The following is a 24,914-nucleotide window of genomic DNA, read 5'->3' on the forward strand; positions in this document are numbered from 1 at the left end:
GAGCGGGACGCCGTGGAGGTGGCGAGATGTCTGATCCGGCCAAGGTACGCCGGCACGCGGAACGAGTGCGTGAGCTGGTCGCTTCGGTGGTGCGGAGCCAGATCAAGGATCCGCGCCTGGGCATGATCACCATCACCGACGCCCGGATCACCGCCGACCTGCGCGACGCGACGGTCTTCTACACGGTGCTGGGTGACGCGGTGGCCCAGGCGGACACCGCGGCGGCTCTGGAGAGCGCCAAGGGGTTGCTGCGCAGCACGGTCGGTAAGGCGCTCGGGCTGCGGCACTCGCCCACGCTGACGTTCGTCCTCGACGACGTGCAGGATCAGGTCAAGCACATCGACGACCTGCTCGCCGCTGCCCGCAACGCCGACGCGGAGGTGCAGCGCCTCGCCGCGCGCGCCGAGTACGCGGGCGACGCGCAGCCGTACCGCGTCGAGGACGAGGACGAGGACGACGAGACGGGCGCGGAGGCCGACGTGGCCGCCGACGCCACGGAGACCCCCCGGGGTGGGGCGGCGCGGTGACGGGCGCCGCCGGTGCCCAACTCGCCGCGACGGTCGACGTCGGCCCGTCCGAGGCGGACTGGGCGGCGGCCGAGGCGCTGATCCGTGCTCTCCCGTCGACCGCCCGCGTGCTGCTGATCTGCCACGTCAACCCGGACGGCGATGCGCTGGGCAGCATGCTCGGCTTCGGTCTGGGCCTGCGTCAGTTCGGCGTACAGCGGATGCAGGCGACCTTTCCCGGGCCGCCGGAGGTGCCCGAGCCGTTGCGGGGTCTGCCCGGGTTGGAGCTCCTGGTCCCGGCGGGCGACGCCGATCCCGCGCCGGACCTGGTGATCTGCTTCGACGCGGCCAGCGAGTCGCGCCTCGGTGCGCTGGCCGACCGGCTGTCGACGGCCGGTGCGGCGCTGGTGCTCGACCACCACGCCTCGAATCCGGGCTTCGGCACGGTCAACCTGATCGACCCGGGCGCCGCCGCCACGTCGGTGGTCGCCGATCGGCTACTGGCCCGGCTGGGCGTGACGACGGACCGGGCCATCGCCGAGTGCCTGTACGTGGCGCTGACCACGGACACCGGCTCGTTCCGCTTCGAGGCGACCACTCCGGCCGTACACCAGATGGCCGCCCGGTTGCTCGCCACCGGCATCTCGCCCGGTGACATCTCCCGGCGCGTCTTCGACACCCGACCCTTCGGAGCGGTTCGGCTCTTCGGCGAGGTGCTCGGCCGTGCCTGTCTGGAGCCGGGCGCCGCCGACGGTCGGGGGCTGGTGTGGACTACCGCCACCCTCGACGATCTGGCCCGCCACGACCAGCCGCCGTACGTTCTGGAGGCGCTCATCGACTCGGTGCGGTGCACCGCCGAGGCGGACGTGAGCTGCGTCCTGAAGCAGACCGCGCCCGACGAGTGGGCCGTGTCGATGCGCAGCAAGGGCGCGGTGGACGTCAGCCGCGTGGCGGTCGCGATGGGCGGGGGCGGCCACCGGTTCGCGGCCGGGTTCACCGGCCGGGGGAGCGCCGAGCAGGTCGTCGAGGCGATCCGCGGCGAGTTGGGCGCGGCGCTGGTCTCCGGCGTCGGCTGACCCCCGCCGGCCCGCCCGCTGCGGTGGCGCTGGTGTGGGCACGGCAAGTTCAGGGTCAGCTCCGGGGAGTGTTGGCCTTCCCGCGCTGGGTGAGACCGGGAAGAATTGCGGGATGGAGCAGCCGCACGACCTCACCGTGGAGGCCCCCCGAGCCTGGGACCGGCCCGCCGTCTCCGTTCCGGTTCTCCTCTGCCTGTCTCTCGTGGGGGGCCGGTTCGCGTCGTTCTCCACGGAGGCGAATCTCTACACGCTCGGCACCGGCGGGGTGTTGATCTGGCTCGGTCTGAGCAACCGGGTGCCCCGGCGTCCGGCACCGCCGCGGCTGGGCGCGGGGGCGGCGTGGTGGGCCCTGCCGGTCGTGATCTTCGGGGTCTTCGAGGGCGCCACCTTCGTGCTCGCCGTCGGCGACGACTTTCCCACCTTCTCCCGGCTCGCCGACCCCCTGTTGGAAGATCATCTGACCCGGTCGGTGGCGTGGTTCGCCTGGTTGGCCGCGTTCTGGGGATTGGTGCGGCGATGATGCGGGCCCTCGCGATCGGCGGCTTCCTGGCCGCGCTCGCCCTCTTCGCCGTCATCGAGGTGCTGGCCCGTCGGGAGGGCTCCCGGATCCCCACGATGAGCGACGTGTGCGCGTACGTGATGCGCTACGAGGTCGGCTCGGTGCCGGTGGGCAGGATCGGTCTGTTCGGCTTCTGGTGGTGGCTGGGCTGGCACTTCCTGGCCCGGTGAGGCGGGTTGCCGGTGGTCCAAATGGCGGGAACCGTGGGCAGCATATGGACCTGAACGATAACTTGGGAAGTGGCCGGCGCCACGGTGTGGCGCAGGTCGTGGGTGGTGGTGCCACACCTCGCGCCGCCTCCCTCCAGGGTCGGACCGACCCGGGCTCTCGCTGCCCAGTCGGCTGCTCCGGTAACCCCGGACCGCCGTGGGGCGCGCAGCACGACCGCCCGTGAGGGCCGCCGCGTGCCGGTGGCTCGCACCCTGGAAGGAGCGCCACCATGCCGAACAAGCCCAAGCCCGAGACCACCGACGACGCCCGCGAGCAGGCTCGCCGCGCGCTGCAGACGTCGATGGACACCCGCCAGTAACTGACCCCCTGGTAGACCAGCGCGCTCAACACCCACCCGGTCTGCCGATCTTGCACTTGCTGTGGTGACAAAGCTGGCCCAAAGGCGCATTTCGCCAGCACCAAGTGCAAGATCGACGAGGTTGGGCGGCACTGCTGGCTCGACGCGAGGGTAAGCCTCGGACGCGCTTGCGATCCTTACCGCGCTCGTGTCAGGATCGTCGGCGATGAGCCAGACCGCCACCGTCGACCGATCCGCCTCGCCACGTCGGATCGCGAGCCTCGCCCTGCCGGCGCTCGTGGTGCTCGCCGCCGAGCCGCTCTACGTGCTCGTCGACACGGCCGTCGTCGGGCACCTCGGTCGCGTACCGCTCGCCGCGCTCGCCGTCGGCGGCACGGTGATGACGCTCACCGCCTGGCTCGGAACGGTCGTCGCGTACGGCACCACGGGGCGCTCGGCCCGTCGCTTCGGCGCTGGCGACCGGGCGGCGGCGGTGGCCGAGGGAGTGCAGTCGTCCTGGCTGGCGCTCGGCGTCGGACTGCTGGTCGCGATCGGCATGCAGATCGGCGGGGGCGCGTTGGCGCGTACCCTCGCCGGAGGTGGTGGCGAGGTGGCCGCCGCCGCCGCTGCGTGGCTGCGCGTCGCGGCGCTCGGCGCCCCTGGCCTGCTGCTCGCCGCGGCCGGCAACGGCTGGCTGCGCGGCGTGCAGGACACCCGCCGCCCGCTGTACTTCGTGCTCGGCCCCAACCTGGTCTCCGCCCTGCTCTGCCCGCTGCTGGTCTACCCCGCCGGCCTGGGCCTGACCGGCTCGGCGGTCGCCAACGCGGTGGCGCAGACCCTCTCCGGCGTGCTCTTCGCCGGGGCGCTGGTCGCCGAGCGGGTGTCGCTGCGGCCCCGGCCGCGCCTGATCCGCGACCAGTTGGTGCTCAGCCGGGACCTGCTGATCCGGGGCCTGGCGTTCCAGGCGAGCTTCCTCTCCGCGACGGCGGTCGCCGCCCGCTTCGGCGCCGCCGCCGTCGGCGCCCACCAGATCGCCCTGCAACTGTGGTTCTTCACGGCGCTGGTGCTCGACGCGCTCGCCATCGCCGCGCAGTCCCTCATCGGCGCCGCGCTCGGGTCGGGCGACGCGGCGGGCGCGCGGGCGCTGGCCCGCCGGATCGGCCTGCTCGGCGGCGTCTGCGGCATCGCCTTCGCCGTGGTCATCGCCGCCGGCGCGGGCGTCGTGCCGTCCTGGTTCAGCTCCGACGGGCAGGTACGGGAGCAGGCAATGATCGCCTGGCCCTGGTTCGTCGCCATGCTGCCGCTGGCCGGCGTCGTGTTCGCGCTCGACGGCGTGTTGATCGGCGCCGGTGACGTCCGTTACCTGCGCAATCTCACCATCGTGGCGGCGCTCGGCGGCTTCCTGCCGGCCATCTGGCTGGCGTACGCGCTCAACCTGGGACTCGGCGGCATCTGGGCGGGACTCACCCTGTTCGTGGTGATCCGACTCGTCGCCCTGTTGCTGCGGGTGCGCTCCGGCGGCTGGGCGGTGGTCGGGGCGGTTCGCTGACCCGCTCGCCGGTCAGCAGCGGACGGTGGTCGGCGGGGGCGCGTCGAGATCGAAGATCGTGCCCGGGTCGCCCGCGGGTAGCCGATCCCCGTGCGTGTCGGCTATCCAGAACTGCTCCTGCACCCAGCCGTCGCGGAGCTTGCCGCAGTCCGCGTTCCAGGTCACCGCCTCCGCCGAGACGATCCACAGTCCTCGGGCGGAAGCCGGCACGTCCTCCGTGTGCGGCACCTTCCACACCACGCGGTCACGCAGCGCCACCACACTGGCGCCGGCGGGCGCCCGCAGGTCCACGTCGAAGGGGTACGCCCACACGAACTCCGTGGAGACCTCCAGCATCCGGGTGCCGTTCTCCGTGGTGGCCCGGTAGCTGACCCGTCCGTCGGCTCGGATACCGAGCTCCCATTCCGAGGGCGACGCCATCCGGGTCGCGTACCGCAGGAAGGCGTTGCCGGTGAAGTCCGACCTGAGCTGCTCCCGAGCGTCCGGGGCGAGCAGCCGGAGGAACGGTTCGGGGTCGCCGGTGAGCATGGACGTGTCCAGTCGGCTCTCGATCAACCCCTTCCGCACCGTCTCCAACGCCGCCGCTACCTGGGCCTTCGTGAAGGGCCCGGTGGCCTTCGCCGCCGGCATCCGCACGGCCTGTTCACCGGGGGTGAAGGCGGCCGCCGGTGAGCCGGCGAACAGGTCCCGCGGTTCGCCCACCCTGCTCAGCGGTGGGGTGCCGCTCGGGGTGGGAGTCGCCGAGGTGGACGTACGGATGCCATCGGCCAGCCGGTCGACGATCACCAGGCCCCCGCCGACCATCGCCAGGGCCAGCAGCAGTCCAAGTCCCAGCATCAGTGAGCCGTTGTGCCGGGCGGAGAAAAAGCGGACCCGTTCCCAGCCGGCGGGCTGGTGCTCGGTCTGCGCCGAGCTCATCCACTCCGGCAGCGCCACCGGGTTGACCTCCGCGACAGCGGCCGGCGGCGAGGGTGGATCGGTCGGGCCCGGGGGTGTGGGCTCGTTCGGCGCATTCCGCGTCATGGCTCTTCCCGTCAGTAATCGCCGCTGGTGGCCAGCGCGAGCACATAGTAGGCGGCCGTCACCAGGGCGGTGCCGAGGACGGCGGCCACGATGAAGGACAGCACGGCGACGAGGTGTGGATGCGTTTCGCTCCACCGGGCCCGGTCGCGTCGGCGCCACATCGCGCGGCGGGCCGTCCGCAGCGCCGGCGAACGTTCGATCAGATCGTCGACGTAGCGTGCCGGGCTTCGCCGCTTCGGTGTCGGATTCCGCATCCACTGCGGCAGATCGACCCGAGCGTGGTGCTCGTGGGCCGGACGACGGTCGGGGGTCATCGCAGTCCTCGTCTGTGAGAGCGGGCGGATGATCTTTCCACCTTCGCGAGGTCGCGGGCCGACCCGTGGGACAAACCGGCCGAACCAGCGAATCGGCCGGACCTGCGCGAGCGGAGGCTCCGGTCACGGCGGGCGTGCCCACGCAGCGCGCGGTCCGGGTCGTCTGGCAGGCTTGGGCGACGTGAGCACCGATGGTCTGATCGTCGTCGACAAGCCCGGCGGCATGACGTCGCACGACGTGGTGGCGCGGATCCGCCGACTGGCGAAGACGCGGCGGGTGGGGCACGGCGGCACCCTCGACCCGATGGCCACCGGCGTACTGGTGATCGGCGTCGGCCGGGCCACCCGACTGCTGACCTACGTGATCGGTGCGGGCAAGAGCTACACCGGCACCATCCGGCTGGGCCAGGCCACCGTCACCGACGACGCCGAGGGCGACGTGATCGCCGCGACCCCGGCCGGTCACGTCACCGACGAGGCCGTCCACGCCGCGCTGACCGCGCTGAGCGGCGAGGTCGACCAGGTGCCGAGCGCCGTCAGCGCCATCAAGATCGACGGGCAGCGGGCGTACAAGCGGGTACGCGACGGTGAGAGCGTCGACCTGCCCGCGCGTCGGGTGACCATCTCCCGGCTGGAGGTGCTGGCGATCCGCCGCGGCGAGCCGGACGTGGTGGACGTGGACATCGATGTGACCTGCTCCTCGGGCACGTACATCCGAGCCATCGCCCGGGACGCCGGCCGGGCCCTCGGTGTGGGCGGGCACCTCACCGCGCTGCGCCGGACCGCGGTGGGTGGCTTCGCCCTCGCCGAGGCGGCCACCCTCGATCAGCTCGAGGAGCGCGCCCCGGAGGTGGTGAACCTGCCACTCGACGCGGCGGCCGACCGGTTCTTCCCCCGCCGCGACGCGACCCCCGACGAGGCGAAGGTGCTCGGCCACGGCGGGCCGCTGGACCCGGCCGGCATCGCCGGGCCGTACGCCGTCTTCGGCCCCACCGGAAATCTGATCGCTATCGTCAGCGAGCGGGACGGCCGGGCCCGCGCGGAGATCGTGCTCGCCCCGGCCTGACCGCCGGCGCTGGCGCTCGGGTTTGTGCTCGGCGCGCGTCGACCAGCGTCAACAAGGGGCCCTTCCTATGCACCAGGCGTTAGGAGGGGGCCCTTCCTTACGGAGAGGAACGGCATGCAGCGGTGGCGGGGGTACGACGCGGCGCCCGGAGGATGGGGGCGCTCGGTCGTCACCATCGGCGTCTTCGACGGCGTGCACAAGGGGCACCAGGCGACCATCGGGCACGCCGTGGCCCGCGCCCGGGAGTTGGGCGTGCAGTCCGTGGTGGTCACGTTCGATCCGCACCCGGCCGAGGTGGTCCGCCCCGGCTCGCACCCCGCGATCCTCACCGAGCCGGGCCGCAAGGCCGAGTTGATCGAGGCCCTCGGCGTGGACGTGCTCTGCGTGGTGCCGTTCACTCCCGAGTTCTCGCGGCTGCCGCCCGAGCAGTTCGTGCACGACATCCTGGTCGAACACCTGCACGCGGCGCTGGTGGTGGTCGGCGACAACTTCCGCTTCGGGCACCGCGCGGCCGGCGACGTGGCGCTGCTGGAGCGGCTGGGCCAGACCTTCGGCTTCGGGGTGGAGGGCAGTCCGCTGATCGCCGCGGCCGGCACGGTCTTCTCCTCCACGTACATCCGCTCCTGCGTCGACGCGGGCGACGTGGGCACCGCGGCGGACGCGCTGGGTCGCGCGCACCGGGTGGAGGGCGTGGTGGTCCGTGGTGACCAGCGCGGCCGGGTGCTGGGCTTCCCCACCGCGAACCTGCTCTGCCACCGGTACGCGTCGGTACCCGCCGACGGGGTGTACGCGGCCCGCATGATCCGCCGGGGCCATCCCGAGCCGCTGATGGCCGCGGTGTCGGTCGGCACCAACCCGACCTTCTCCGGCCGGGAGCGGCGGGTCGAGGCGTACGCGCTGGACTTCTCCGGTGATCTCTACGGCGAGCGGCTGGCCCTGGACTTCGTGACGCACCTGCGCGGGCAGGTCCGGTACGACTCGATCGAGCCGCTGATCGCCCAGATCGAAGAGGACGTCGAGCGCACCCGGCGCGCGCTGGGCTGATCATCCGGGGTGCCACGCGGGCCCTTGGCCGGGTGTTACCGGCGGGTGCTGGTAGTCTTGCGGAGACGTCGGGTGACCGGCGTGGGGCCTCGCGTGCCTGCTCGACGCCGCGGGTGCGAGGAACCGGTCCGTTCCCGGTCTCGTCGGGACGACGGACACCTACTTGATCAACCCACTGAAACAGGGAGAACATGGCGCTCGACCAGGAAGCCAAGGCCAGCATCCGCGCGGAGTACGCGACCGCCGAGGGCGACACCGGTTCGCCGGAGGTGCAGGTCGCGGTCCTCACCAAGCGGATCGCCGAGCTGACCGAGCACCTGAAGGTGCACAAGCACGACCACCACAGCCGCCGTGGGCTGCTGCTGCTGGTCGGCCGTCGCCGTCGGCTGCTCAACTACGTCCAGAAGAAGGACATCGCCCGCTACCGGACGCTCATCGAGCGGCTCGGTCTGCGCCGGTGACGTGACGGGGGAGCGGCCGTACGGCGGCTCCCCCGACCCGCGTCCCACCTGAAAGAAACACGGGCCGCGCGACCACCCGAGAGGGAGCCGGTCAGCGTACCGGTCTCCGGTAGTGGCCCCCGGGAACCCGGCAGCACGCCGGCCACCCGGGCGCTTCGATCGAAGACCGGCCGGCTGAGCAGCTCCCCGACGTCGTGGGCCCACGACGCGAAGGAGCACGACAACACATGACCGAGACCAAACTCGGCACCGAATCCCGCACCGCCGTGATCGACAACGGGTCCTTCGGCACCCGCGAGATCACCTTCTCCACCGGTCGACTGGCTCGCCAGGCCGCCGGTTCCGTCATCGCCCAGCTGGGCGAGACGGTCGTCCTCTCCGCCACCACCGCCGGCAAGCAGCCGAAGGAGCAGTTCGACTTCTTCCCGCTGACCGTTGACGTCGAGGAGCGGATGTACGCCGCGGGCCGCATCCCCGGCTCGTTCTTCCGCCGCGAGGGCCGGCCCAGCGAGGACGCCATCCTCACCTGCCGCCTGATCGACCGGCCGCTGCGCCCGTCGTTCGTCAAGGGCCTGCGTAACGAGGTCCAGGTCGTCGAGACCATCCTCGCGCTCGACCCGGCGCACCCGTACGACGTCGTGGCGATCAACGCCGCCTCGATGTCGACCAAGCTCTCCGGCCTGCCGTTCTCCGGCCCGATCGGCGCGACCCGCGTCGCGCACATCGACGGCCAGTGGGTTGCCTTCCCGACCCTGGAGGAGCTGGCCCGCGCCACCTTCGACATGGTCGTGGCCGGCCGCACCCTCGAAGATGGCGACGTCGCGATCATGATGGTCGAGGCCGAGGCCACCCCGAACGCCGTGACCCTGATCGCCGGCGGCGCCACCGCGCCGACCGAGGAGGTCGTTGCCAGCGGCCTGGAGGCCGCCAAGCCGGCCATCCGCGAGCTGTGCCGGGCGCAGGCCGAGCTGGCCGAGGTCGCCGCCAAGCCGGTCGCCGAGTTCCCGGTCTTCCTGGACTACCAGGACGACGTGTTCGACGCGGTGGCCGACGTGGCCCGCGCCGAGGTCGCCGAGGCGATCACCATCGCCGGCAAGGCCGACCGCGAGGAGGCCCTGGACCGGGTCAAGGCTCGGGTCGCCGAGGAGCTGGGCGCTCGGTTCGAGGGTCGGGAGAAGGAGCTGTCCGCTGCCTTCCGGTCGCTCACCAAGTCCGAGGTGCGCAACCGCGTGCTGCGCGAGCAGGTCCGCATGGACGGGCGTGGCCCGCGCGACATCCGGGCGCTGACCGCCGAGGTCGGCGTGCTGCCCCGGGTGCACGGTTCGGCGCTGTTCGAGCGCGGCGAGACGCAGATCCTGGGCGTCACCACGCTGAACATGCTCCGCATGGAGCAGATGGTGGACACGCTGTCCCCGGAGAACCGCAAGCGCTACATGCACAACTACAACTTCCCGCCGTACTCGACCGGTGAGACCGGCCGGGTCGGCTCGCCGAAGCGGCGCGAGATCGGCCACGGGGCGCTCGCCGAGCGGGCGCTGATCCCGGTGCTGCCGTCGCGCGAGGAGTTCCCGTACGCCATCCGGCAGGTCTCCGAGGCGCTCGGCTCCAACGGCTCCACCTCGATGGGCTCGGTCTGCGCGTCGACGCTGGGCCTGCTCTCCGCGGGTGTTCCGCTGAAGGCGCCGGTCGCCGGCATCGCGATGGGGCTCATCTCCGACGAGGTGGACGGCAAGACCCAGTACGTGACGCTGACCGACATCCTCGGTGCCGAGGACGCGTTCGGTGACATGGACTTCAAGGTCGCCGGCACCCCGGAGTTCGTCACCGCGCTGCAGCTCGACACCAAGCTCAACGGCATCCCGTCGGACGTGCTGGCCGCCGCGCTGCAGCAGGCGAACGAGGCCCGGCAGATCATCCTCGGGGTCATGAAGGCCGCGATCGAGGCTCCGGCCGAGATGTCGGACTATGCGCCGCGAGTCACCACCGTCAAGATCCCGGTGGACAAGATCGGCATGGTGATCGGCCCGAAGGGGCAGACCATCAACGCGATCCAGGACGAGACCGGCGCCGAGATCTCCATCGAGGACGACGGCACGATCTACGTCGGCGCCACCAACGGCCCGTCGGCCCAGGCGGCCGTCGACCGGATCAACGGGATCGCCAACCCGACGCTGCCGAAGCAGGGCGAGCGGTTCCTCGGCACGGTGGTCAAGACCGCCGCGTTCGGCGCGTTCATCTCGCTGCTGCCGGGCCGCGACGGCCTGCTGCACATCTCCAAGGTGGGCGACGGCAAGCGGGTCGAGCGCGTGGAGGACTTCCTCAACGTCGGTGACCGGGTCGAGGTCGAGATCGCGGACATCGACGCCCGTGGCAAGATCTACCTGGACAAGGTCCGCCCGGAGGGCGCCGAGGCGCCGGCCGCCGGTGAGGCCGCCGGTGGCGACCGTCCGTCCGGCCGTGACCGGGGCGACCGGGGTCCGCGTGACCGGGGGGACCGCGAGCGTGGCGGCGACCGTGGCGGTCGTGGCCCGGAGCGCGGTGACCGTGGCGAGGGTGGCGGCGGCGAGGGTGGTGGCGAGGGCGGCGAGCGTCCGCGCCGCCGGACCCGGCACAGCTGACCACCAGCACCTGCAACACCCACCCCTCGTCGAACCGGGAGCAACACGTGAGTCGGGCCTTCAGTGCGCCGTTTCCACCGGATCGACGGGGGGTGGCACCGTCTCGGGACACCGCGGCGGGCCGCTCCGGCGGCACCGCCCGCGCGGTGACCCGGACGCTCAGCGACGACCCGCTGGGCGGCACGATACGACGTACCGTGCTGCCCAGCGGCCTGCGCGTGCTCACCGAGGCGATTCCGGCTATGCGCAGCGTTTCGTTCGGCATCTGGGTGGCGGTGGGCTCGCGGGACGAGACCCGTCCGCAGGCCGGCGCCGCGCACTTCCTGGAGCATCTGCTCTTCAAGGGCACCCACAAGCGGACCGCGCTGGAGATCTCCTCGCAGATCGAGGCGGTCGGTGGTGAGACGAACGCCTTCACCACGAAGGAATACACCTGCTACTACGCCCGCGTGCTGGATGAGGATCTGCCGCTGGCGATCGACGTGATGTGCGACCTGGTCGCCGACTCCCTGCTGGAGCCGGCCGACGTGGAGACCGAGCGGGGCGTGATCCTCGAGGAGATCGCCATGCACGACGACGAGCCCGGTGACGAGGTGCACGACCTCTTCGCCCGGGCCGTCTACGGTGACCATCCGCTGGGTCGGCTGATCTCCGGTACCGAGGAGACCGTCACGCCGATGACCCGCCGGCAGATCCAGACCTTCTACCGGGGCCGCTACACGGCCCCGCAGATCGTCATCGCCGCCGCCGGCAACCTCGACCACGCCGCCGTGGTCAAGCTGGTCCGCCAGGCCGTGCGCGGCACGCCGCTGGACAGCGACCCGGCCGCGCCGGCCGCACACCGCGCGGCCACCCCGGCGGTACGCACCAAGCCGGCCACCACCGTGGTCGAGCCGAAGGAGACCGAGCAGGCGCACGTCATCCTCGGCTGCCCGGGCATCGACCGCACCGACGACCGGCGCTTCGCCCTCGGGGTGCTCAACAACGTCCTTGGCGGCGGCATGTCCAGCCGTCTCTTCCAGGAGATCCGCGAGCAGCGCGGCCTCGCGTACTCGGTCTACTCGTACGCCAGCCAGTACGCCGACAGCGGCCTGTTCGCCGTCTACGCCGGTTGCGCCCCAGGCAAGGTGGACGAGGTGCTGGCCCTGACCCGCGCCGAGCTGGCCCGGGTGGCCGCCGACGGCTTGACCGAGGCCGAGGTGGCCCGGGGCAAGGGCATGAGCAAGGGGTCGTTCGTGCTCGGCCTGGAGGACACCGGTTCACGGATGAGTCGGCTGGCCAAGGGGGAGCTGCTCTACGGCGACCTGATGCCGGTGGACGAGCTGCTCCGCCGGGTCGACGAGGTCACCGTCGAGGACGTGAACACCCTCGCCGCCGAGTTGCTGAGCCGGCCGATGTCGCTGGCCGTCGTCGGTCCGTTCGGCGAGGGCGACTTCTCCGGCTGAGGCCGGTCGGGATCTGTCCCGGCCGGAAGGGCACGTCCCGATTGGGATAGGTTGTGCCCCGTGACTGACGAGCAGGAGCAGACCCGGGTCGGCGTTTTCGGTGCCCGTGGTCGGATGGGCGTCGAGGTCTGCAAGGCCGTCGACGCCGCCGACGATCTCGAACTGGCCGCCGCGATCGACCAGGGCGACGGTCTCGACGCCGCGTCCGCCGCCCAGGTGGTCGTCGACTTCACCACGCCGGACGTCGTCATGGACAACCTTCAGTGGTGCATCGCGCAGGGCATCCACGCGGTCGTCGGCACCACCGGCTTCACCGAGCAGCGGCTGGAGCAGGTGCGTGGCTGGCTGGCCGACAAGCCCGAGGTGGGCGTCGTCATCGCCCCGAACTTCGGGATCGGCGCGGTGCTGATGATGCAGTTCGCCGCGCGGGCCGCCCGGCACTTCGAGTCCGTCGAGATCATCGAGCTGCACCACCCCGGCAAGCTGGACGCCCCGAGCGGCACCGCCACGCACACCGCCCGGCAGATCGCCCAGGCCCGCGCCGAGGCCGGCCTCGGCGCGGTGCCGGACGCGACGAAGGACGAGGTGTCGGGCGCGCGGGGCGCCGACGTCGACGGGGTACGCGTGCACGCGGTACGCGCCACCGGACTGGTCGCCCACCAGGAGGTGCTGTTCGGTGGCACCGGCGAGACGCTGACGATTCGGCACGACTCCTACGACCGGGTGTCCTTCATGCCCGGCGTGCTCCTGGCCGTCCGCGCCGTCCGTACCCGCCCCGGCCTGACCATCGGCCTGGACCCCCTCCTCGCCTAACCCGAGCCCTCGCGCGCGGGCCCTCTCCGCGATCTTGCAGTTCCTGTCGCGACAAAGGCGGCATTCCCGCCCATCTCAGCAACACAAACTGCAAGATCGCGGCGAGCTGGGCGGCGGGCCTCGCCTCTCCGTCGGCGTCGATCATGGAGTTGTGGTGCCCCGTATTTGGGGCAGGTGTGGAGCTTTCGCCCACCACAACTCCATGATCGACGGGGTGGAGGGGCGGGGTTAGCTCGGGACGGGGGATCGGCGAGTGCGTTGGGTGGGGAGGGTTGGGGCGGTTAGGGGGGTGGGGAGTCCGGTTAGCTCGGCTTCGCCGGCCTGGTTGACCGTGACACTCACCGGGGTGCCGGATACGCGGAAGTTATCCACGTGGACCGCGCCGAAGTCGGGGCCGGCCAGGGGGGCGACGCGGACCGTGCCGCCGGGCACGTCCGGATAGAGGCCCGTCGCGGCCTGGAGGAGCAGGACCGCACCGGCCGCGGCCCACGCCTGTGGACGGCAGGCCGCCGGGTACGGCACCGGGCGACGCAGCGGCGTCCGGTCGTCGCCGCCGTACAGTTCGGGCATCCGGTAGTCGAACGCCTCGGCCGCCGAGAGCAGCCCCTCGGCCAGGCCGAGCGCCGCCGTCCGGTGCCCGGCGCGAGCCAGTCCGGCGAGCACGATCGCGGTGTCGTGGGTCCAGATCGAACCGCAGTGGTACGACAGCGGGCTGAAGCCGGCGTCGTCGGTGGACATCGTCCGTAGCCCGAAACCGCCGGCCAGCGCGTCCGTGGTGAGCAGGCGGGCGATCTGCGCCTCCTCGTCGGCGTCGAGCAGACCGGTGCCGAGCAGGTGACCGATGTTGCTGGTCAGCGAGTCGACGGGCCGCTTGTCCCGGTCGAGGGCCAGGGCGGGTTGCGGGCCGTACCGGCCGTCGACCCAGAAGCTCTCCCGGAACCGGCGGGCCAGGGCGGCGGCGTGTTCGCGCCAGCGGTCCGCGCCGGGGCGGCCGAAGGCGTCCAACAGTGCCGCGCCGTTCACCGCCGCCTCGTGCGCGTACGCCTGCACCTCGGCGAGCACGATCGGCGCGGTGGCCAGGCTGCCGTCGTGGAAGCGTACGGCGTCGCCCGAGTCCTTCCAGCCCTGGTTGGACAGTCCGTGCCCGGTGGTGTCGACGTACTCGACCAGGCCGTCGCCGTCCGGGTCGGCGTGCTCGCCGAGCCAGCGCAGGGCCGCCTCCAGGTGCGGCAGCAGCGGTGCGACCTGCTCGGCGGGCAGGCCCCAGCGCCACGCGTCGTGCAGCAGGTTGATCCAGAGCATGGTGGCGTCGACGGTGCCGTAGTAGGCCGGCGGCAGCCGGAGCCCGCTGTCCGCCAGGGCGAACTCGTGGCGGCGCAGCTCGTGCAGGATCTTGCCGGGTGCCTCCCCGGTGGCCGGGTCGACGCGGGTGCCCTGGCGGCGGGCCAGGACGCGCAGGGTGCCGGCGGCCAGGTCGGTGCCGAGCGGCAGCATCATCCGGGCGGCCCAGAGGCTGTCCCGGCCGAACAGGGTGAGGAACCAGGGGACGCCAGCGCCGAGGAAGACGTCCCCGGGAGCGCCGGTCTCGGCCAGTCGTAGCCCGCGCAGGTCGTCCAGGCTGCGGTCGAGGAGACGGACCAGCCGTCGGTCGTCGGCGGTCACCTCTGGTCGGGCCCACTCCGGCTCGCCGGTCGGGCCGACCACCACGGCGCGGGGGTCCGCGACGGCCACCTCCCAGCGCAGCACCGTCTCGCCGCGCGGAGGCAGGTCGATCGGCCAGGTCAGTCGGGGCGCGGTGGCCTGCTCGCCGGTGGTGAGCACGTCGGCGTCCGGCGCGGTGACGGTGACGGTGATCCCGTCGGCGGCCCAGGTGAGCAGGCCCGGCTGGCCGGTCTTGGCCTCCAGTGGTGCGGCGGCGCCACCGGACTTGACCACCTCGATGGGCGCCAGGTCGCAGGCGAGGTCGACGCTGACGGTGGCCCGTACGCCGACGGTGGCGGTCGAGACGATCCGCAGCTCCTCGGTGAGGCCGTTGCGGGTGGCCCGGCGGGAGCGGTCGACGCGGACGGTGGGGTCCGGGGTGGGATCGCCGAGCCAACGGGCCAGACCCACGAAGCGGACGCCGTGCGGGCCGTCCTCGCCGTGGGTGAGCCTCTCCAACTCCTGGTCGTCCACGCGCAGCTCGGCCCGGGAGAGCACGCGGGCGTCGGCGTGGAAGACCCCCTGGACGCCGGTCGGGCGGATCTGCCCGGTCGCGTCCCCCAGCGCGCTGGTGGGGGCGAGCACCACCCCCACCAACTCGTGCAGAAGGGGTTGCAGCTGGCGTTCGGTCACGGTGCGGCTCCAGATCATCGGGGTGCGGGGCGGATGTCTTGACAACGCGTCCCGGGCGGTGCAAAGTGCGAAACATTCCAGAAACTTGAACGATCTAATCCTGCACTATCCGAATTGGATCGTTCAAGACGGCGAGAGGGATTAAGTGCCTGAAAAGGTAACCATCGCGACGGTGGCCCGGCACGCCCGCGTGAGCCGCCAGACGGTCTCCAACGTGCTCAACGCCCCGCACATCGTGCGGCAGGAGACCCGGCAGCGGGTCGAGGACGCGATCACCGCGCTCGGCTACCGGGCCAACCAGGCCGCCCGGCAGATGCGCACCGGCCGGTCCCGACTCATCGCCGCCCGCATCGAACCCACCCGCGACGGCATCAACGGCTCCGTGCTCGACCGCTTCCTGCACGGCCTCACCGAGACCGCCGACGCCGCCGGCTACCGGGTGCTGCTCTACACCGCCACCGACGACGAGCGGGAGATCGCCACCTACGACGACCTGCTCGGCACGTACGAGCTGGATGCGTTCGTGCTGGTCGGCACCAAGTACGGCGACCCACGCACCGCCTGGCTCGCCGAACGGGAGGTGCCCTTCGTGACGTTCGGCCGGCCGTGGGACGCGCTCGACGCGCACCCCTGGGTCGACGTGGACGGCGCGGCCGGCACCGCCGCCGCCACCCGGCACCTGCTGGACGCCGGGCACCGGCGGATCGCCTTCATCGGCTGGCCGACCGGCTCCGGGGTCGGCGACGACCGACGTGCCGGCTGGCGCGACACGCTGCGCGCCGCCGGCGTCGACCCCGCCGGACTCCACCGGGAGACCGAGGACGGTGTCGCCGAGGGCGAACGCCTCACGCGCGACCTGCTCGCCGCCGAGACGCCGACCGCAGTGCTCTGCGCCAGCGACTCGCTCGCGCTCGGCGCTCTCCAGGCGATCCGCGACCTCGACCCGCCGGTCTCGGTGATCGGCTTCGACGACACGCCGGTCGCCGCCGCCATCGGCCTGACCAGCGTCAGCCAACCCCTCGCCGAGGCGGCCGCCCGCTGCGTGGACCTGCTCACCGGCGTCCTCGACGGCAACCAGACACCCACCCCTGTGCTGCTCGCGCCCTCGCTGGCCCTGCGGCACACCGCATAACCCACCCCCCACCAGGAGAAACCCATGGCACCCAGAACCCTCACCCGGGCAGCGGTCGCCGGCCTCGCCGCCGTCGCGCTGCTCGGCTCCGCGGCCTGCGGCAGCGGCTTCGACGACTCCGGCGACGCCGCCCAGTCCAGCGGCCCGGCCAACCTGCAGATCCTCATCGGCTCCTCCGGCGACGCCGAGACCAAGGCCGTGCAGGACGCCGCCGCGAAGTGGGCCAGCAGCTCCGGCAACAGCGCGACGGTCACCCCGGCGCAGGACCTCACCCAGCAGCTCGGCCAGTCCCTCGCCGGCGGCACCCCGCCGGACGTCTTCTACGTCGACGCGGCCCGCTTCGCCGACTACGCGAGCGTCGGCGCGCTGGAGCCGTACGGCGACAAGCTCGCGGACAAGGGCGACTTCTACGAGAGCCTGCGTACGACGTTCAGCTACGACGGCAAGCTCTACTGCGCTCCGAAGGACTTCTCCACCCTCGCCCTGCAGATCAACACCGACCTGTGGGCCAAGGCCGGACTGACCGACGTCGACGTGCCGACCACCTGGGACCAGCTCACCACGACCGCCCAGAAGATCAAGGCGAAGGGGCAGGTGGCCCTGGCGCTCGGCGACACCCGGGACCGGATCGGCGCCTTCCTCGTGCAGAACGGTGGCTGGCTGATGAGCGAGGACGGCAAGCAGCCCACCGCCGACAGCGCGAAGAACCTGGCCGCGCTGGAGTACGTCAAGACCCTGCTCACCTCGGGTCTGGCCAAGTACCCCAAGCAGCTCGACTCCGGCTGGTCCGGCGAGGCGTTCGGCAAGGGCAAGGCCGTGATGACGATCGAGGGCAACTGGATCAAGGGCGCCATGCAGAACGACTTCCCGAACGTGAAGTACAAGGTGGTGCCGCTGCCGGCCGGCCCGGGTGGTCAGGGCACCCTCTCCTTCACCCAGTGCTGGGGCATCGCGGCCAAGAGCAAGTACAAGGACCAGGCGATCAAGTTCGTCGAGGCGATGACCAGCGGCGAGCAGCAGCTGACGTTCGCCAAGGCGGTCGGCGTCATGCCGTCCCGGCAGTCGGTGCGCGACCAGTACACGGCCGCGTTCCCGGCCGACAAGGTCTTCATCGACGGCGCCGCGTACGCCCAGGGCCCGGTGAACGCGCCGAAGATGGACAGCGTCCTCAAGGACCTCGACACCGGCCTGCAGGGCCTCGCCAACGGTGACCCGAAGACCGTGCTGCAGAACTTCGACAAGAACGCCAAGGCGGCGCTCGGCGGCAGCTGACTCGTTAGGAAGGGCCCCTTCCTACGCATTAGGCGATAACAAGGGGCCCTTCCTTGAGGAAAGGGGGTGAGGACGATGGCAACCGAGACACTGACCGCCGCGGCCACCGCGCCCGGCGCGCGCCGCCGCCGACGCCGTCGTGGCGTTCGCGGCAACGAGAACCTCGCCGGCTGGCTGTTCGTCGCGCCGGTGATCGTCATCCTGGGGTTGTTCCTGCTGCTGCCGATCCTGATGGCGCTCTGGGTCAGCCTGACCGACTGGAACGGCCAGGGCAGCCCGTTCACCGGCGACGTCCCGATCGTCGGGGCGCACAACTACACCCAGCTGTTCACCGAGGACGGGCTGGCCCGCCGCGACTTCATGACCAGCATCCGCAACACCATCTACTACGTGGCGATCGTCGTGCCGGCGCAAACCGTGCTCGCGCTCGGGTTGGCGCTGATCGTCAACAACCGGATGCTCAGGGGAAAGAGCTTCTTCCGCAGCGCCTTCTACTTCCCCTCGGTCACCAGCTCGGTCGCGATCAGCGTGGTGTTCCTGTTCCTCTTCGCCAACTCGGGCGCGGTGAACGCGCTGCTCGGCTTCGCCGGGATCGACGGACCGGAGTGGTTCGCCGACTCCCGGGGCGTCCTGCACCTGCTGTTCGGCGCGGTCGGCGTCGACACGCCCCCGACGGCGCTGACCGACGGCGGCCCGTTCGGGCTGAGCTGGTGGGACTGGCTGGCCGGACCGAGCGTGGCGATGACCTCGATCATCACGCTGGTCGTCTGGTCCACCTCCGGCACGTTCATGCTGATGTTCCTGGCCGGACTGCAGAACGTCCCGGTGACCCTGGACGAGGCGAGCACCCTCGACGGCGCGTCCCGCTGGCAGCGCTTCCGTCACGTGACGCTGCCGATGATCAGGCCGACCACCTTCCTGGTGCTCACCCTCGGCCTGATCGGCTCCTGGCAGGTCTTCGACCAGGTGTACGTCATGAGCCAGGGCGACCCGGCCAAGACCACCCTCACCCCGGCGTACCTGTCGTACCGGACCGCCTTCCGGGACTTCGACTACGGCTCCGGCGCGGCGATCTCGTTCGTGTTGTTCCTGATCATCATCGTGCTCACGCTGATCCAGCGCCGCGTGCTGGCCGAGCGCGACACCGACCGGCCGCGTCGCGGCTGGTGGCGTCGGCGCGTACCGGAGAGGTCCTGAGATGGCCGTGCTCACCGACCGCCCGGCGGGGCCCGCGCGCGGTGACCAGCGCGGGGCCCGCACGCTGGCCACCCGCTTCCTGGGGTACGCGACGCTGGTCTTCTTCGGGTTGGTGTTCCTCTACCCGTTCGTCATCCAGATCGCCAGCTCGCTCAAGACCGAGCCGGACGCGGCGGCCAATCCGCTCTCGCCGTTTCCGGACCCGCTCAGCCTGGCCGGTTTCGAGCGGATCTTCGCCGGCACCAACTTCCCGCTCTGGCTGGGCAACTCGCTGCTGGTGACCGTGCTGGTCACCCTCGGGCGGGTGTTCTTCGACTCGCTCGCCGGGTATGCCCTGGCCCGGCTGCGGTTCGCCGGGCGCGGCGGGCTGTTCGCGGCCGTCATCGCGGTGATGGCGGTCCCCGGTGTGGTCCTGCTGATCCCGAAGTTCCTGGTGCTCAACCAGCTCGGCATCTACAACAGCTACGCCGGGCTCGTGGTGCCGCTGCTGGCCGACGCGGCGGGCGTGTTCATCATGAAGCAGTTCTTCGAGTCGATCCCGGTGAGTGTGGAGGAGGCCGCCCGCATCGACGGGGCGAGCATCTTCCGTACCTTCTGGTCGGTGGTGCTGCCGATGGCGAAGCCGGCCCTGATCACCCTGACCATCCTGTCGTTCCAGGGCTCCTGGAACGAGTTCCCGCACAGCCTCGTGTCGGTGCAGGACCCGGACCTCTTCACCCTTCCGCGTGGCCTCGCCGACCTGGTCAGCGGCTCGCTGGGCAGCGGCAACCAGTACCCGCTGAAGCTGGGCGCGGCGCTGCTCGCCACCATTCCCGTGGCGATCATCTTCGTGGTGTTCCAGCGCTACTTCGTCCGCGACGCCAACGACGGTTCGGACAAGGGCTGACCCGGCCGGGTCACTCGCCGGGGCTGTCCTCGGCGAGTGGCTCGGTCGGTACGGCCACGTGCAGGCGCACCTGAGGCACCAGCATGTCGTCGACGTCCAGCGCCCGGGCCGCGCCGTCGGGCTCCCAGCCGGTGCTGGTGAGGAACTTCCGGGTCGCCTCGTCGCCGTCGAACGCCCAGGCCACCGCCCGAGCCATCCCGTCTTCGCGCCACAGGTCGACGGTGGCGGCGAGCAGCCGGCTGCCGTGCCCACGCCGACCCCAGCGCGGCTCGACCAGAAGGTCGGTCACCGCCGCCACGTCCGGGCCGAGCGCGTCGGCCGGCTCGCCCGGCGCCAACGCCTCGCCGTCGGCCGGGCCGGAGGCGGCGAACCCCACCAGATACGATTGCTCGGCCTGTTCGACGGCGACCAGCACCCGGTGCGCGCCCGAGGGCGGCTCCAGCACCGCGGCGCTCCACCGCCGGGCGAGGAACGCCTCGTCCAGGTTGTCGAGCACATGCCGAGGCAGGATCCGGCGGTACGCGACCCGCCAGGTCGCGAGCTGGATGCGTGCGATCTCGCCGGCGTCCTCGGGACGCGCCGGGCGGACGTACCCGAGAGCCATGGGACGGAAGCCTACGCAGGGCGGGGGAGGCGGCGGTGGCGCAGGGTGCCAACAGGACGGCCGTGCAGGTCGTCGGGGTGGTGGTGCTCGCCGCGGCGGTCACCGCGTTCCTCTCCGTCGCGGCCGTACGGCACGGCTTCTTCGACCTCAAGGTCTACTACGGCGCGTTGACGTGGTGGGTGCACGACGGTGGCGAGATCTACGACTACCTCAAGCCCAGCACCCAGTACGGCTTCACCTATCCGCCGTTCGCCGCGCTGGTCATGCTGCCGATGGCGTACCTGCCCTGGACGGCCGCGATCGTGGTGAGCGTGCTCGCCAGCGTGGCCACCACCACCGTGCTGATCTGGTGGTTCGTCGACCCGATCGCCCGGCGGGCCGGGTGGACCCGCTGGTTCGCCCTCGCCGTGGCGCTCTGCCTGGCCGCCGCCTTCGAGCCGATGCGCGAGACGATCAACTTCGGGCAGGTCAACACACTGTTGCTCTTCCTGGTCGCGGTGGACCTGCTCCGGCTGCTGCCCGCCGGCAACCGGTGGGCGGGCGTGGGCATCGGGCTGGCCACCGCGATCAAACTGACCCCGGGCATCTTCATCGTCTACCTGCTGGTCACCGGGCGGTGGCGGGCGGCGCTCACCGCCAGCGGCGCCGCCGCCGCGGTGACCGTGCTGGCCGGCGCGCTCTTCCCGGACGCGTCCCGAGAGTTCTGGACCGAGGCGCTGTGGAACACCGCCCGGGTCGGCGAGTTGGCCTTCGTCTCCAACCAGTCACTGCGCGGCGTGGTCGCCCGCCTCGACCCGCGGCACCCGAGCACCCTGCTCTGGCTGCTGCTGGTGCTCGGCACCCTGGCGCTCTGGGCCTGGCGTTCCCGCGCGGCCGTCGCGGCCGGCGACGAGGCGACCGGCCTGGCCCTGACCGGCGCGGTGATGTGCCTGGTCAGCCCGGTCACCTGGGTGCACCACCTGGTCTGGCTGCTGCCCGCGCTGATCCTGCTGGTCGACAACGCGATGGCCGCGCCGGCCGGCCGCCGCCGGCGCGTCCTGCTGATCGCCGCGACCATCGGGTACGCGCTGCTGATCAGCCGGACCGTCTGGTTCTGGGAGAAGGACTTCACCGGCGTGGACGGTTTCCTCGGCAGCAACGCGTACGTCTGGATCAGCCTGGCCCTGCTGGCCTTCCTGCCGATCCGCCGGTGGCTGACGCCGGGCGGGTCAGTAGTCGAGGCGTCCGGCGTACCGCAGCTCGACGAGCCCGACCGGCCCGCGCCCGCCGGCGAGCGGCACCTGATAGGTCGACCGCTCACCGTCCGGTGACAGCCCGGCCCGTTCGTAGAACCGGCGGGCCCGCCCGTTGTCGGCCAGCACCCACAGCCGGTAGCCGGTCCAGCCCCGCTCGACGAGACCGGCGCGGGCGGCCGCGAGCAGCGCGGTGGCTGTCCCGTCGCCCCAGAACGCCGGCTCGACGTAGAGCGCCAGCACCTCGCCGACGCTCGGGTCCAGGTCGTCCCGGTCCTGGTTGCGGCGGTACGGCCCGAAGGTGGTGAAGCCGACGGCCAACCCGTCCACCTCGCCGAGGAGCGTGGTGAACGGGTGCTCCGGGTCGGCCGTGCCCACCTCACGGCGGCGCTGCGCCCAGGCCGCCACGTTGAGCCGGCCGAGCACCTCGTCCGGCATGACACCGGCGTAACCCGACTGCCAGCCGTGCACGTGCACCCGGGCGATCGCCTCGGCGTCGTCCGGCTCCTCCCGGCGGATGGTCAGCATTGCACCGTTCTATGCCCCGATGATGGTCGGAGTCCAGCTTCCCGCACCGACGTCGCACCGATGATTTATCGTCGCCGACGATGGCCGCACCGGAATCACTCTCGCTCGCCCAGGCCCGGCGGGTGGCGCTCGCCGCCCAGGGCTTCGCCGACCCGCCGCCGACCGGCGTGCCCACCCGTCGGCACCTGCGCCGGGTCCTCGACCGGGTCGCCCTGATCCAGATGGACTCGGTCAACGTGCTGCAACGGGCGCACTACCTGCCGCTCTACAGCCGACTCGGTCCCTACCCGACGACCCTGCTCGACCAGGCCGCCTACCGCCGTCCTCGGGAACTGTTCGAGTACTGGGGCCACGAGGCGTCCCTCGTTCCGGTCGGGCTGCACCCGCTGCTGCGCTGGCGGATGGCCCGGGCCCGCAGCGAGGCCTGGGGTGGCATGCGGCGCATCGCCCAGGAACAGCCGGACCTGGTCGCCTGGGTACGCGACGAGGTGGCCGCCCGGGGTCCGTTGACCGCCGCCGAGATCGAGCACGACGCGCCCCGGCAGACCGGCAACTGGGGGTGGAACTGGTCGGCCGTCAAGCAGGCGTTGGAGTTCCTGTTCTGGGCGGGTGAGGTGACCGCCGCCGAGCGCAGCACGTCCTTCGCCCGCCGCTACGACCTGCCCGAGCGGGTGCTGCCGGCGTCCGCGCTGGCCGCGTCCACACCGACCGACGCCGAGGCGTACCGCGGTCTGGTGGCCCTGGCCGCGCGGTCGCTCGGGGTGGCCGCCGAGCCGGAGCTGCGCGACTACTTCCGGCTGCCGGTCGCCGGCGCCCGCCAGGCGGTCGCCGAGCTGGCCGAGGCCGGCGAGCTGGTGCCGGTCACCGTGGCGGGTTGGCGGCAGCCGGCCTGGCTGCACGCGTCGGCACGGCTGCCGCGCTGGGTCCGGGGCAACACGCTGGTCAGCCCGTTCGACCCGCTGATCTGGGAACGTGCCCGCACCGAGCGGCTGTTCGACTTCAGCTACCGGATCGAGATCTACGTGCCGGCGCCGCAGCGGGTCTACGGCTACTACGTGCTGCCGTTCCTGCAGGGCGACCGGTTCACCGCCCGGGTCGACCTGAAGGCCGACCGCAGGGCCGGGGTGCTGCTGGTGCCGGCCGCCTGGCTCGAGCCCGGCGCCGACGCGGGGGAGACCGCCGTGGCGCTCGCCGCCGAGCTGTACCGGCTGGCCGGCTGGCTCGGGCTGGACGCGGTCGCGCCACCCGCCGCCGGCGACCTGGCCGGTCCGCTCACGGCCGCCCTGGCGAGCGTGTCGGGTGTACCGTGAACGCGTGACGAGCGTTCCCGGACCGGTCGACCAGTCACCGCCCACCGCCGGCACCGTCCACACGGTGCCCGCCCCCGATGCTGCGCAGAGCGGATGGTCGGCGGAGCCGCCCGTCGGTTACCACTACCCGGCGCCCGAGCCCGACCGGCTCACCCGGCTCGTCCTGCGGATCCACGAACGTTCGCCGCGCTGGGCCGTGCCACTGGCCGCGGTCGGCTGCGTCGGGCTCGGCATGGCCTACGCGCTGGTGAGCAACCCGACCCACGCCGACCCGGACGCCGCGCCCACCTGCATCCTCAAGCTGACCACCGGGTTCGACTGCCCGGGCTGCGGCGGCACCCGCGCGCTCTGGTACGTGCTGCACGCCGACCTGCCGGCCGCCGCCCGACACCACTTCCTGTTCGTGTTCTCGCTGCCCTTCCTGGCCTACCTCTTCGTGGCCTGGGCGGGCAACCAGGCGTTCGGCTGGCGGCTGCCCGAGCTGCGGATCAGCCCCAAGGTCATCGGCGGCTTCATGGCCGCGTGGCTGGCGTTCACGGTGGTGCGCAACCTGCCCTGGGCGCCGTTCACCTCGCTCTACGTCTGACGCGCCTGTCGAGATCTTGGACACCAACGGCCCCCGGTGATTCGGGAAGGGGCCGCCGGCCACTACAGTCCCAGGCATGCCGGAGATGGTGCAGCCCCAGGTCAAGTTGATCGCGTGGACCCAGTTCGCGGCCCCGGACGACGTGCCGTGGTCGACCGACGCCGAGGGCGGCCAGGCGCTCGCCGAGTTCGCCGGGCGGGCCTGCTACCAGTCCTGGAAGAAGCCGAACCCGGCCACGGCCACCAACGCCGGCTACCTGGCGCACATCCTCGAGGTGGGTCACCTGAGCGTGCTGGAGCACGGCTCGGTCACCTTCTACTTCACCGGGGTGTCCCGCTCCTTCACGCACGAGCTGATCCGGCACCGGCACTTCTCGTACTCCCAGCTCTCGCAGCGGTACGTCCCCGAGCGGGACGCGGCCATGGTCGAGCCGGCGGTCATCGCCGACGACCCGGAGCTGCACAAGAAGTTCGTCGAGGCGGCCGAGGCGAGCGTGCGGGCGTACACGGAGCTGTTGGAGGGTCTGGAGCAGCGCTTCTCCGACGAGCCGAACCCGACGCTGCGCCGCAAGCAGGCCCGGCAGGCGGCCCGCGCGGTGCTGCCGAACGCCACCGAGACCCGGATCGTGGTCTCCGGCAACTACCGGGCCTGGCGGCACTTCGTCGCGATGCGGGCCACCGAGCACGCCGACGTGGAGATCCGCGAGCTGGCCGTCGAGTGTCTGCGTCAGCTCCAGGGGGTCGCCCCGAACGTCTTCGCCGACTTCGTGATCACCACCCTGCCGGACGGCACCGAGGTGGCGGCCAGCCCGCACGAGGCGTCCTGAGCCCTTCCCCGGCGGGCTCCGGCTG

24 protein-coding genes are annotated in these 24,914 nt (G+C 72.1%); 19 read left to right on the top strand and 5 right to left on the bottom strand.

The window, feature by feature from the left end; translation table 11 throughout:
* The first annotated feature begins 26 nt into the window (after positions 1–26).
* The 5 genes from rbfA to ABZ272_RS21145 all read left to right on the top strand — a co-directional run bounded on the left by rbfA (position 27) and on the right by ABZ272_RS21145 (position 4,198).
* A complete protein-coding gene (rbfA, locus tag ABZ272_RS21125) occupies positions 27–527 on the top strand; it encodes a 30S ribosome-binding factor RbfA (protein WP_355051644.1) in 501 nt (166 codons plus the stop codon).
* Entirely contained in the window at positions 524–1,582 is a 1,059-nt protein-coding gene (locus ABZ272_RS21130; RefSeq protein ID WP_355051645.1) for a bifunctional oligoribonuclease/PAP phosphatase NrnA, read from the top strand. Before rbfA ends, ABZ272_RS21130 begins: the two co-directional genes overlap by 4 nt.
* 112 nt (positions 1,583–1,694) lie before the next feature.
* Positions 1,695–2,102 carry a hypothetical protein gene (locus tag ABZ272_RS21135; RefSeq protein WP_355051646.1) on the top strand — a complete coding sequence of 136 codons (408 nt, stop codon included), beginning with the start codon at positions 1,695–1,697 and terminating at the stop codon, positions 2,100–2,102.
* The gene (locus ABZ272_RS21140; protein WP_355051702.1) at positions 2,102–2,311 is read left to right on the top strand and encodes a DUF6186 family protein; all 210 of its coding nucleotides are present in this window, start codon (positions 2,102–2,104) and stop codon (positions 2,309–2,311) included. The genes ABZ272_RS21135 and ABZ272_RS21140 overlap by 1 nt, the downstream gene beginning before the upstream one ends.
* A gap of 564 nt (positions 2,312–2,875) precedes the next feature.
* On the top strand, positions 2,876–4,198 hold the full coding sequence (locus ABZ272_RS21145; RefSeq protein WP_355051647.1) for an MATE family efflux transporter: 1,323 nt from the start codon (positions 2,876–2,878) through the stop codon (positions 4,196–4,198).
* Between the two features lie 12 nt (positions 4,199–4,210).
* Here the strand turns inward: ABZ272_RS21145 and ABZ272_RS21150 are convergent, their stop codons facing one another.
* Complete coding sequence (locus tag ABZ272_RS21150; protein WP_355051648.1) at positions 4,211–5,221, bottom strand: hypothetical protein; 1,011 nt, start codon at positions 5,219–5,221, stop codon at positions 4,211–4,213.
* 11 nt (positions 5,222–5,232) lie between these two features.
* Complete coding sequence (locus ABZ272_RS21155) at positions 5,233–5,535, bottom strand: hypothetical protein (protein WP_355051649.1); 303 nt, start codon at positions 5,533–5,535, stop codon at positions 5,233–5,235.
* 181 nt (positions 5,536–5,716) lie between these two features.
* On the opposite strand from ABZ272_RS21155, the gene truB reads away from it, so the two are divergent.
* From truB to dapB, 6 genes are all read left to right on the top strand, one after another.
* Positions 5,717–6,601 (top strand): tRNA pseudouridine(55) synthase TruB, encoded by an 885-nt coding sequence (truB, locus tag ABZ272_RS21160; protein ID WP_355051650.1) that lies wholly within the window; start codon positions 5,717–5,719, stop codon positions 6,599–6,601.
* 114 nt (positions 6,602–6,715) lie between these two features.
* Complete coding sequence (locus ABZ272_RS21165; RefSeq protein WP_355051651.1) at positions 6,716–7,645, top strand: bifunctional riboflavin kinase/FAD synthetase; 930 nt, start codon at positions 6,716–6,718, stop codon at positions 7,643–7,645.
* A gap of 191 nt (positions 7,646–7,836) precedes the next feature.
* On the top strand, positions 7,837–8,106 hold the full coding sequence (gene rpsO, locus ABZ272_RS21170; RefSeq protein ID WP_007456699.1) for a 30S ribosomal protein S15: 270 nt from the start codon (positions 7,837–7,839) through the stop codon (positions 8,104–8,106).
* A 227-nt stretch (positions 8,107–8,333) separates the two neighbouring features.
* Positions 8,334–10,724 (top strand): polyribonucleotide nucleotidyltransferase, encoded by a 2,391-nt coding sequence (locus tag ABZ272_RS21175; protein ID WP_355051652.1) that lies wholly within the window; start codon positions 8,334–8,336, stop codon positions 10,722–10,724.
* Positions 10,725–10,771: 47 nt separating this feature from the next.
* Complete coding sequence (locus ABZ272_RS21180) at positions 10,772–12,169, top strand: pitrilysin family protein (protein ID WP_355051653.1); 1,398 nt, start codon at positions 10,772–10,774, stop codon at positions 12,167–12,169.
* A gap of 60 nt (positions 12,170–12,229) precedes the next feature.
* Complete coding sequence (dapB, locus tag ABZ272_RS21185; RefSeq protein WP_355051654.1) at positions 12,230–12,982, top strand: 4-hydroxy-tetrahydrodipicolinate reductase; 753 nt, start codon at positions 12,230–12,232, stop codon at positions 12,980–12,982.
* A gap of 228 nt (positions 12,983–13,210) precedes the next feature.
* Here dapB and ABZ272_RS21190 read toward each other — a convergent pair whose 3' ends face one another.
* The gene (locus tag ABZ272_RS21190) at positions 13,211–15,316 is read right to left on the bottom strand and encodes a glycogen debranching N-terminal domain-containing protein (RefSeq protein ID WP_355051655.1); all 2,106 of its coding nucleotides are present in this window, start codon (positions 15,314–15,316) and stop codon (positions 13,211–13,213) included.
* 145 nt (positions 15,317–15,461) lie between these two features.
* Between ABZ272_RS21190 and ABZ272_RS21195 the strand changes: the two genes are divergently transcribed.
* From ABZ272_RS21195 to ABZ272_RS21210, 4 genes are all read left to right on the top strand, one after another.
* Positions 15,462–16,448, top strand: coding sequence for a substrate-binding domain-containing protein (locus tag ABZ272_RS21195; protein WP_355051656.1), 987 nt, complete (start codon positions 15,462–15,464; stop codon positions 16,446–16,448).
* 24 nt (positions 16,449–16,472) lie between these two features.
* Positions 16,473–17,720 (top strand): extracellular solute-binding protein, encoded by a 1,248-nt coding sequence (locus ABZ272_RS21200; protein WP_355051657.1) that lies wholly within the window; start codon positions 16,473–16,475, stop codon positions 17,718–17,720.
* A gap of 75 nt (positions 17,721–17,795) precedes the next feature.
* Positions 17,796–18,917 (top strand): sugar ABC transporter permease, encoded by a 1,122-nt coding sequence (locus ABZ272_RS21205; RefSeq protein ID WP_355051658.1) that lies wholly within the window; start codon positions 17,796–17,798, stop codon positions 18,915–18,917.
* A gap of 1 nt (position 18,918) precedes the next feature.
* On the top strand, positions 18,919–19,803 hold the full coding sequence (locus ABZ272_RS21210; protein WP_355051659.1) for a carbohydrate ABC transporter permease: 885 nt from the start codon (positions 18,919–18,921) through the stop codon (positions 19,801–19,803).
* A gap of 10 nt (positions 19,804–19,813) precedes the next feature.
* Here the strand turns inward: ABZ272_RS21210 and ABZ272_RS21215 are convergent, their stop codons facing one another.
* Positions 19,814–20,407: a GNAT family N-acetyltransferase gene (locus ABZ272_RS21215; RefSeq protein WP_355051660.1), complete on the bottom strand. Its 594-nt coding sequence runs from the start codon at positions 20,405–20,407 to the stop codon at positions 19,814–19,816.
* Positions 20,408–20,442: 35 nt separating this feature from the next.
* Between ABZ272_RS21215 and ABZ272_RS21220 the strand changes: the two genes are divergently transcribed.
* The gene (locus ABZ272_RS21220; protein ID WP_355051661.1) at positions 20,443–21,717 is read left to right on the top strand and encodes a glycosyltransferase 87 family protein; all 1,275 of its coding nucleotides are present in this window, start codon (positions 20,443–20,445) and stop codon (positions 21,715–21,717) included.
* Here the strand turns inward: ABZ272_RS21220 and ABZ272_RS21225 are convergent.
* Positions 21,616–22,167: a GNAT family N-acetyltransferase gene (locus ABZ272_RS21225; RefSeq protein WP_355051662.1), complete on the bottom strand. Its 552-nt coding sequence runs from the start codon at positions 22,165–22,167 to the stop codon at positions 21,616–21,618. The two genes, ABZ272_RS21220 and ABZ272_RS21225, sit on opposite strands and share 102 nt — an antisense overlap.
* Before the next feature lie 80 nt (positions 22,168–22,247).
* Between ABZ272_RS21225 and ABZ272_RS21230 the strand changes: the two genes are divergently transcribed.
* The 3 genes from ABZ272_RS21230 (at position 22,248) to thyX (ending at position 24,889) form a co-directional block, all read left to right on the top strand.
* Positions 22,248–23,477, top strand: coding sequence for a crosslink repair DNA glycosylase YcaQ family protein (locus ABZ272_RS21230; RefSeq protein ID WP_355051663.1), 1,230 nt, complete (start codon positions 22,248–22,250; stop codon positions 23,475–23,477).
* A gap of 64 nt (positions 23,478–23,541) precedes the next feature.
* Positions 23,542–24,063, top strand: a complete 522-nt coding sequence (locus ABZ272_RS21235) for a DUF2752 domain-containing protein (protein WP_355051703.1) — start codon at positions 23,542–23,544, stop codon at positions 24,061–24,063.
* Between the two features lie 85 nt (positions 24,064–24,148).
* A complete protein-coding gene (thyX, locus tag ABZ272_RS21240) occupies positions 24,149–24,889 on the top strand; it encodes an FAD-dependent thymidylate synthase (RefSeq protein WP_210786506.1) in 741 nt (246 codons plus the stop codon).
* Positions 24,890–24,914 lie beyond the last annotated feature (25 nt).

This window comes from Micromonospora sp. NPDC005979 (assembly GCF_040614415.1).
In the GTDB taxonomy this organism is placed as follows: domain Bacteria; phylum Actinomycetota; class Actinomycetes; order Mycobacteriales; family Micromonosporaceae; genus Micromonospora.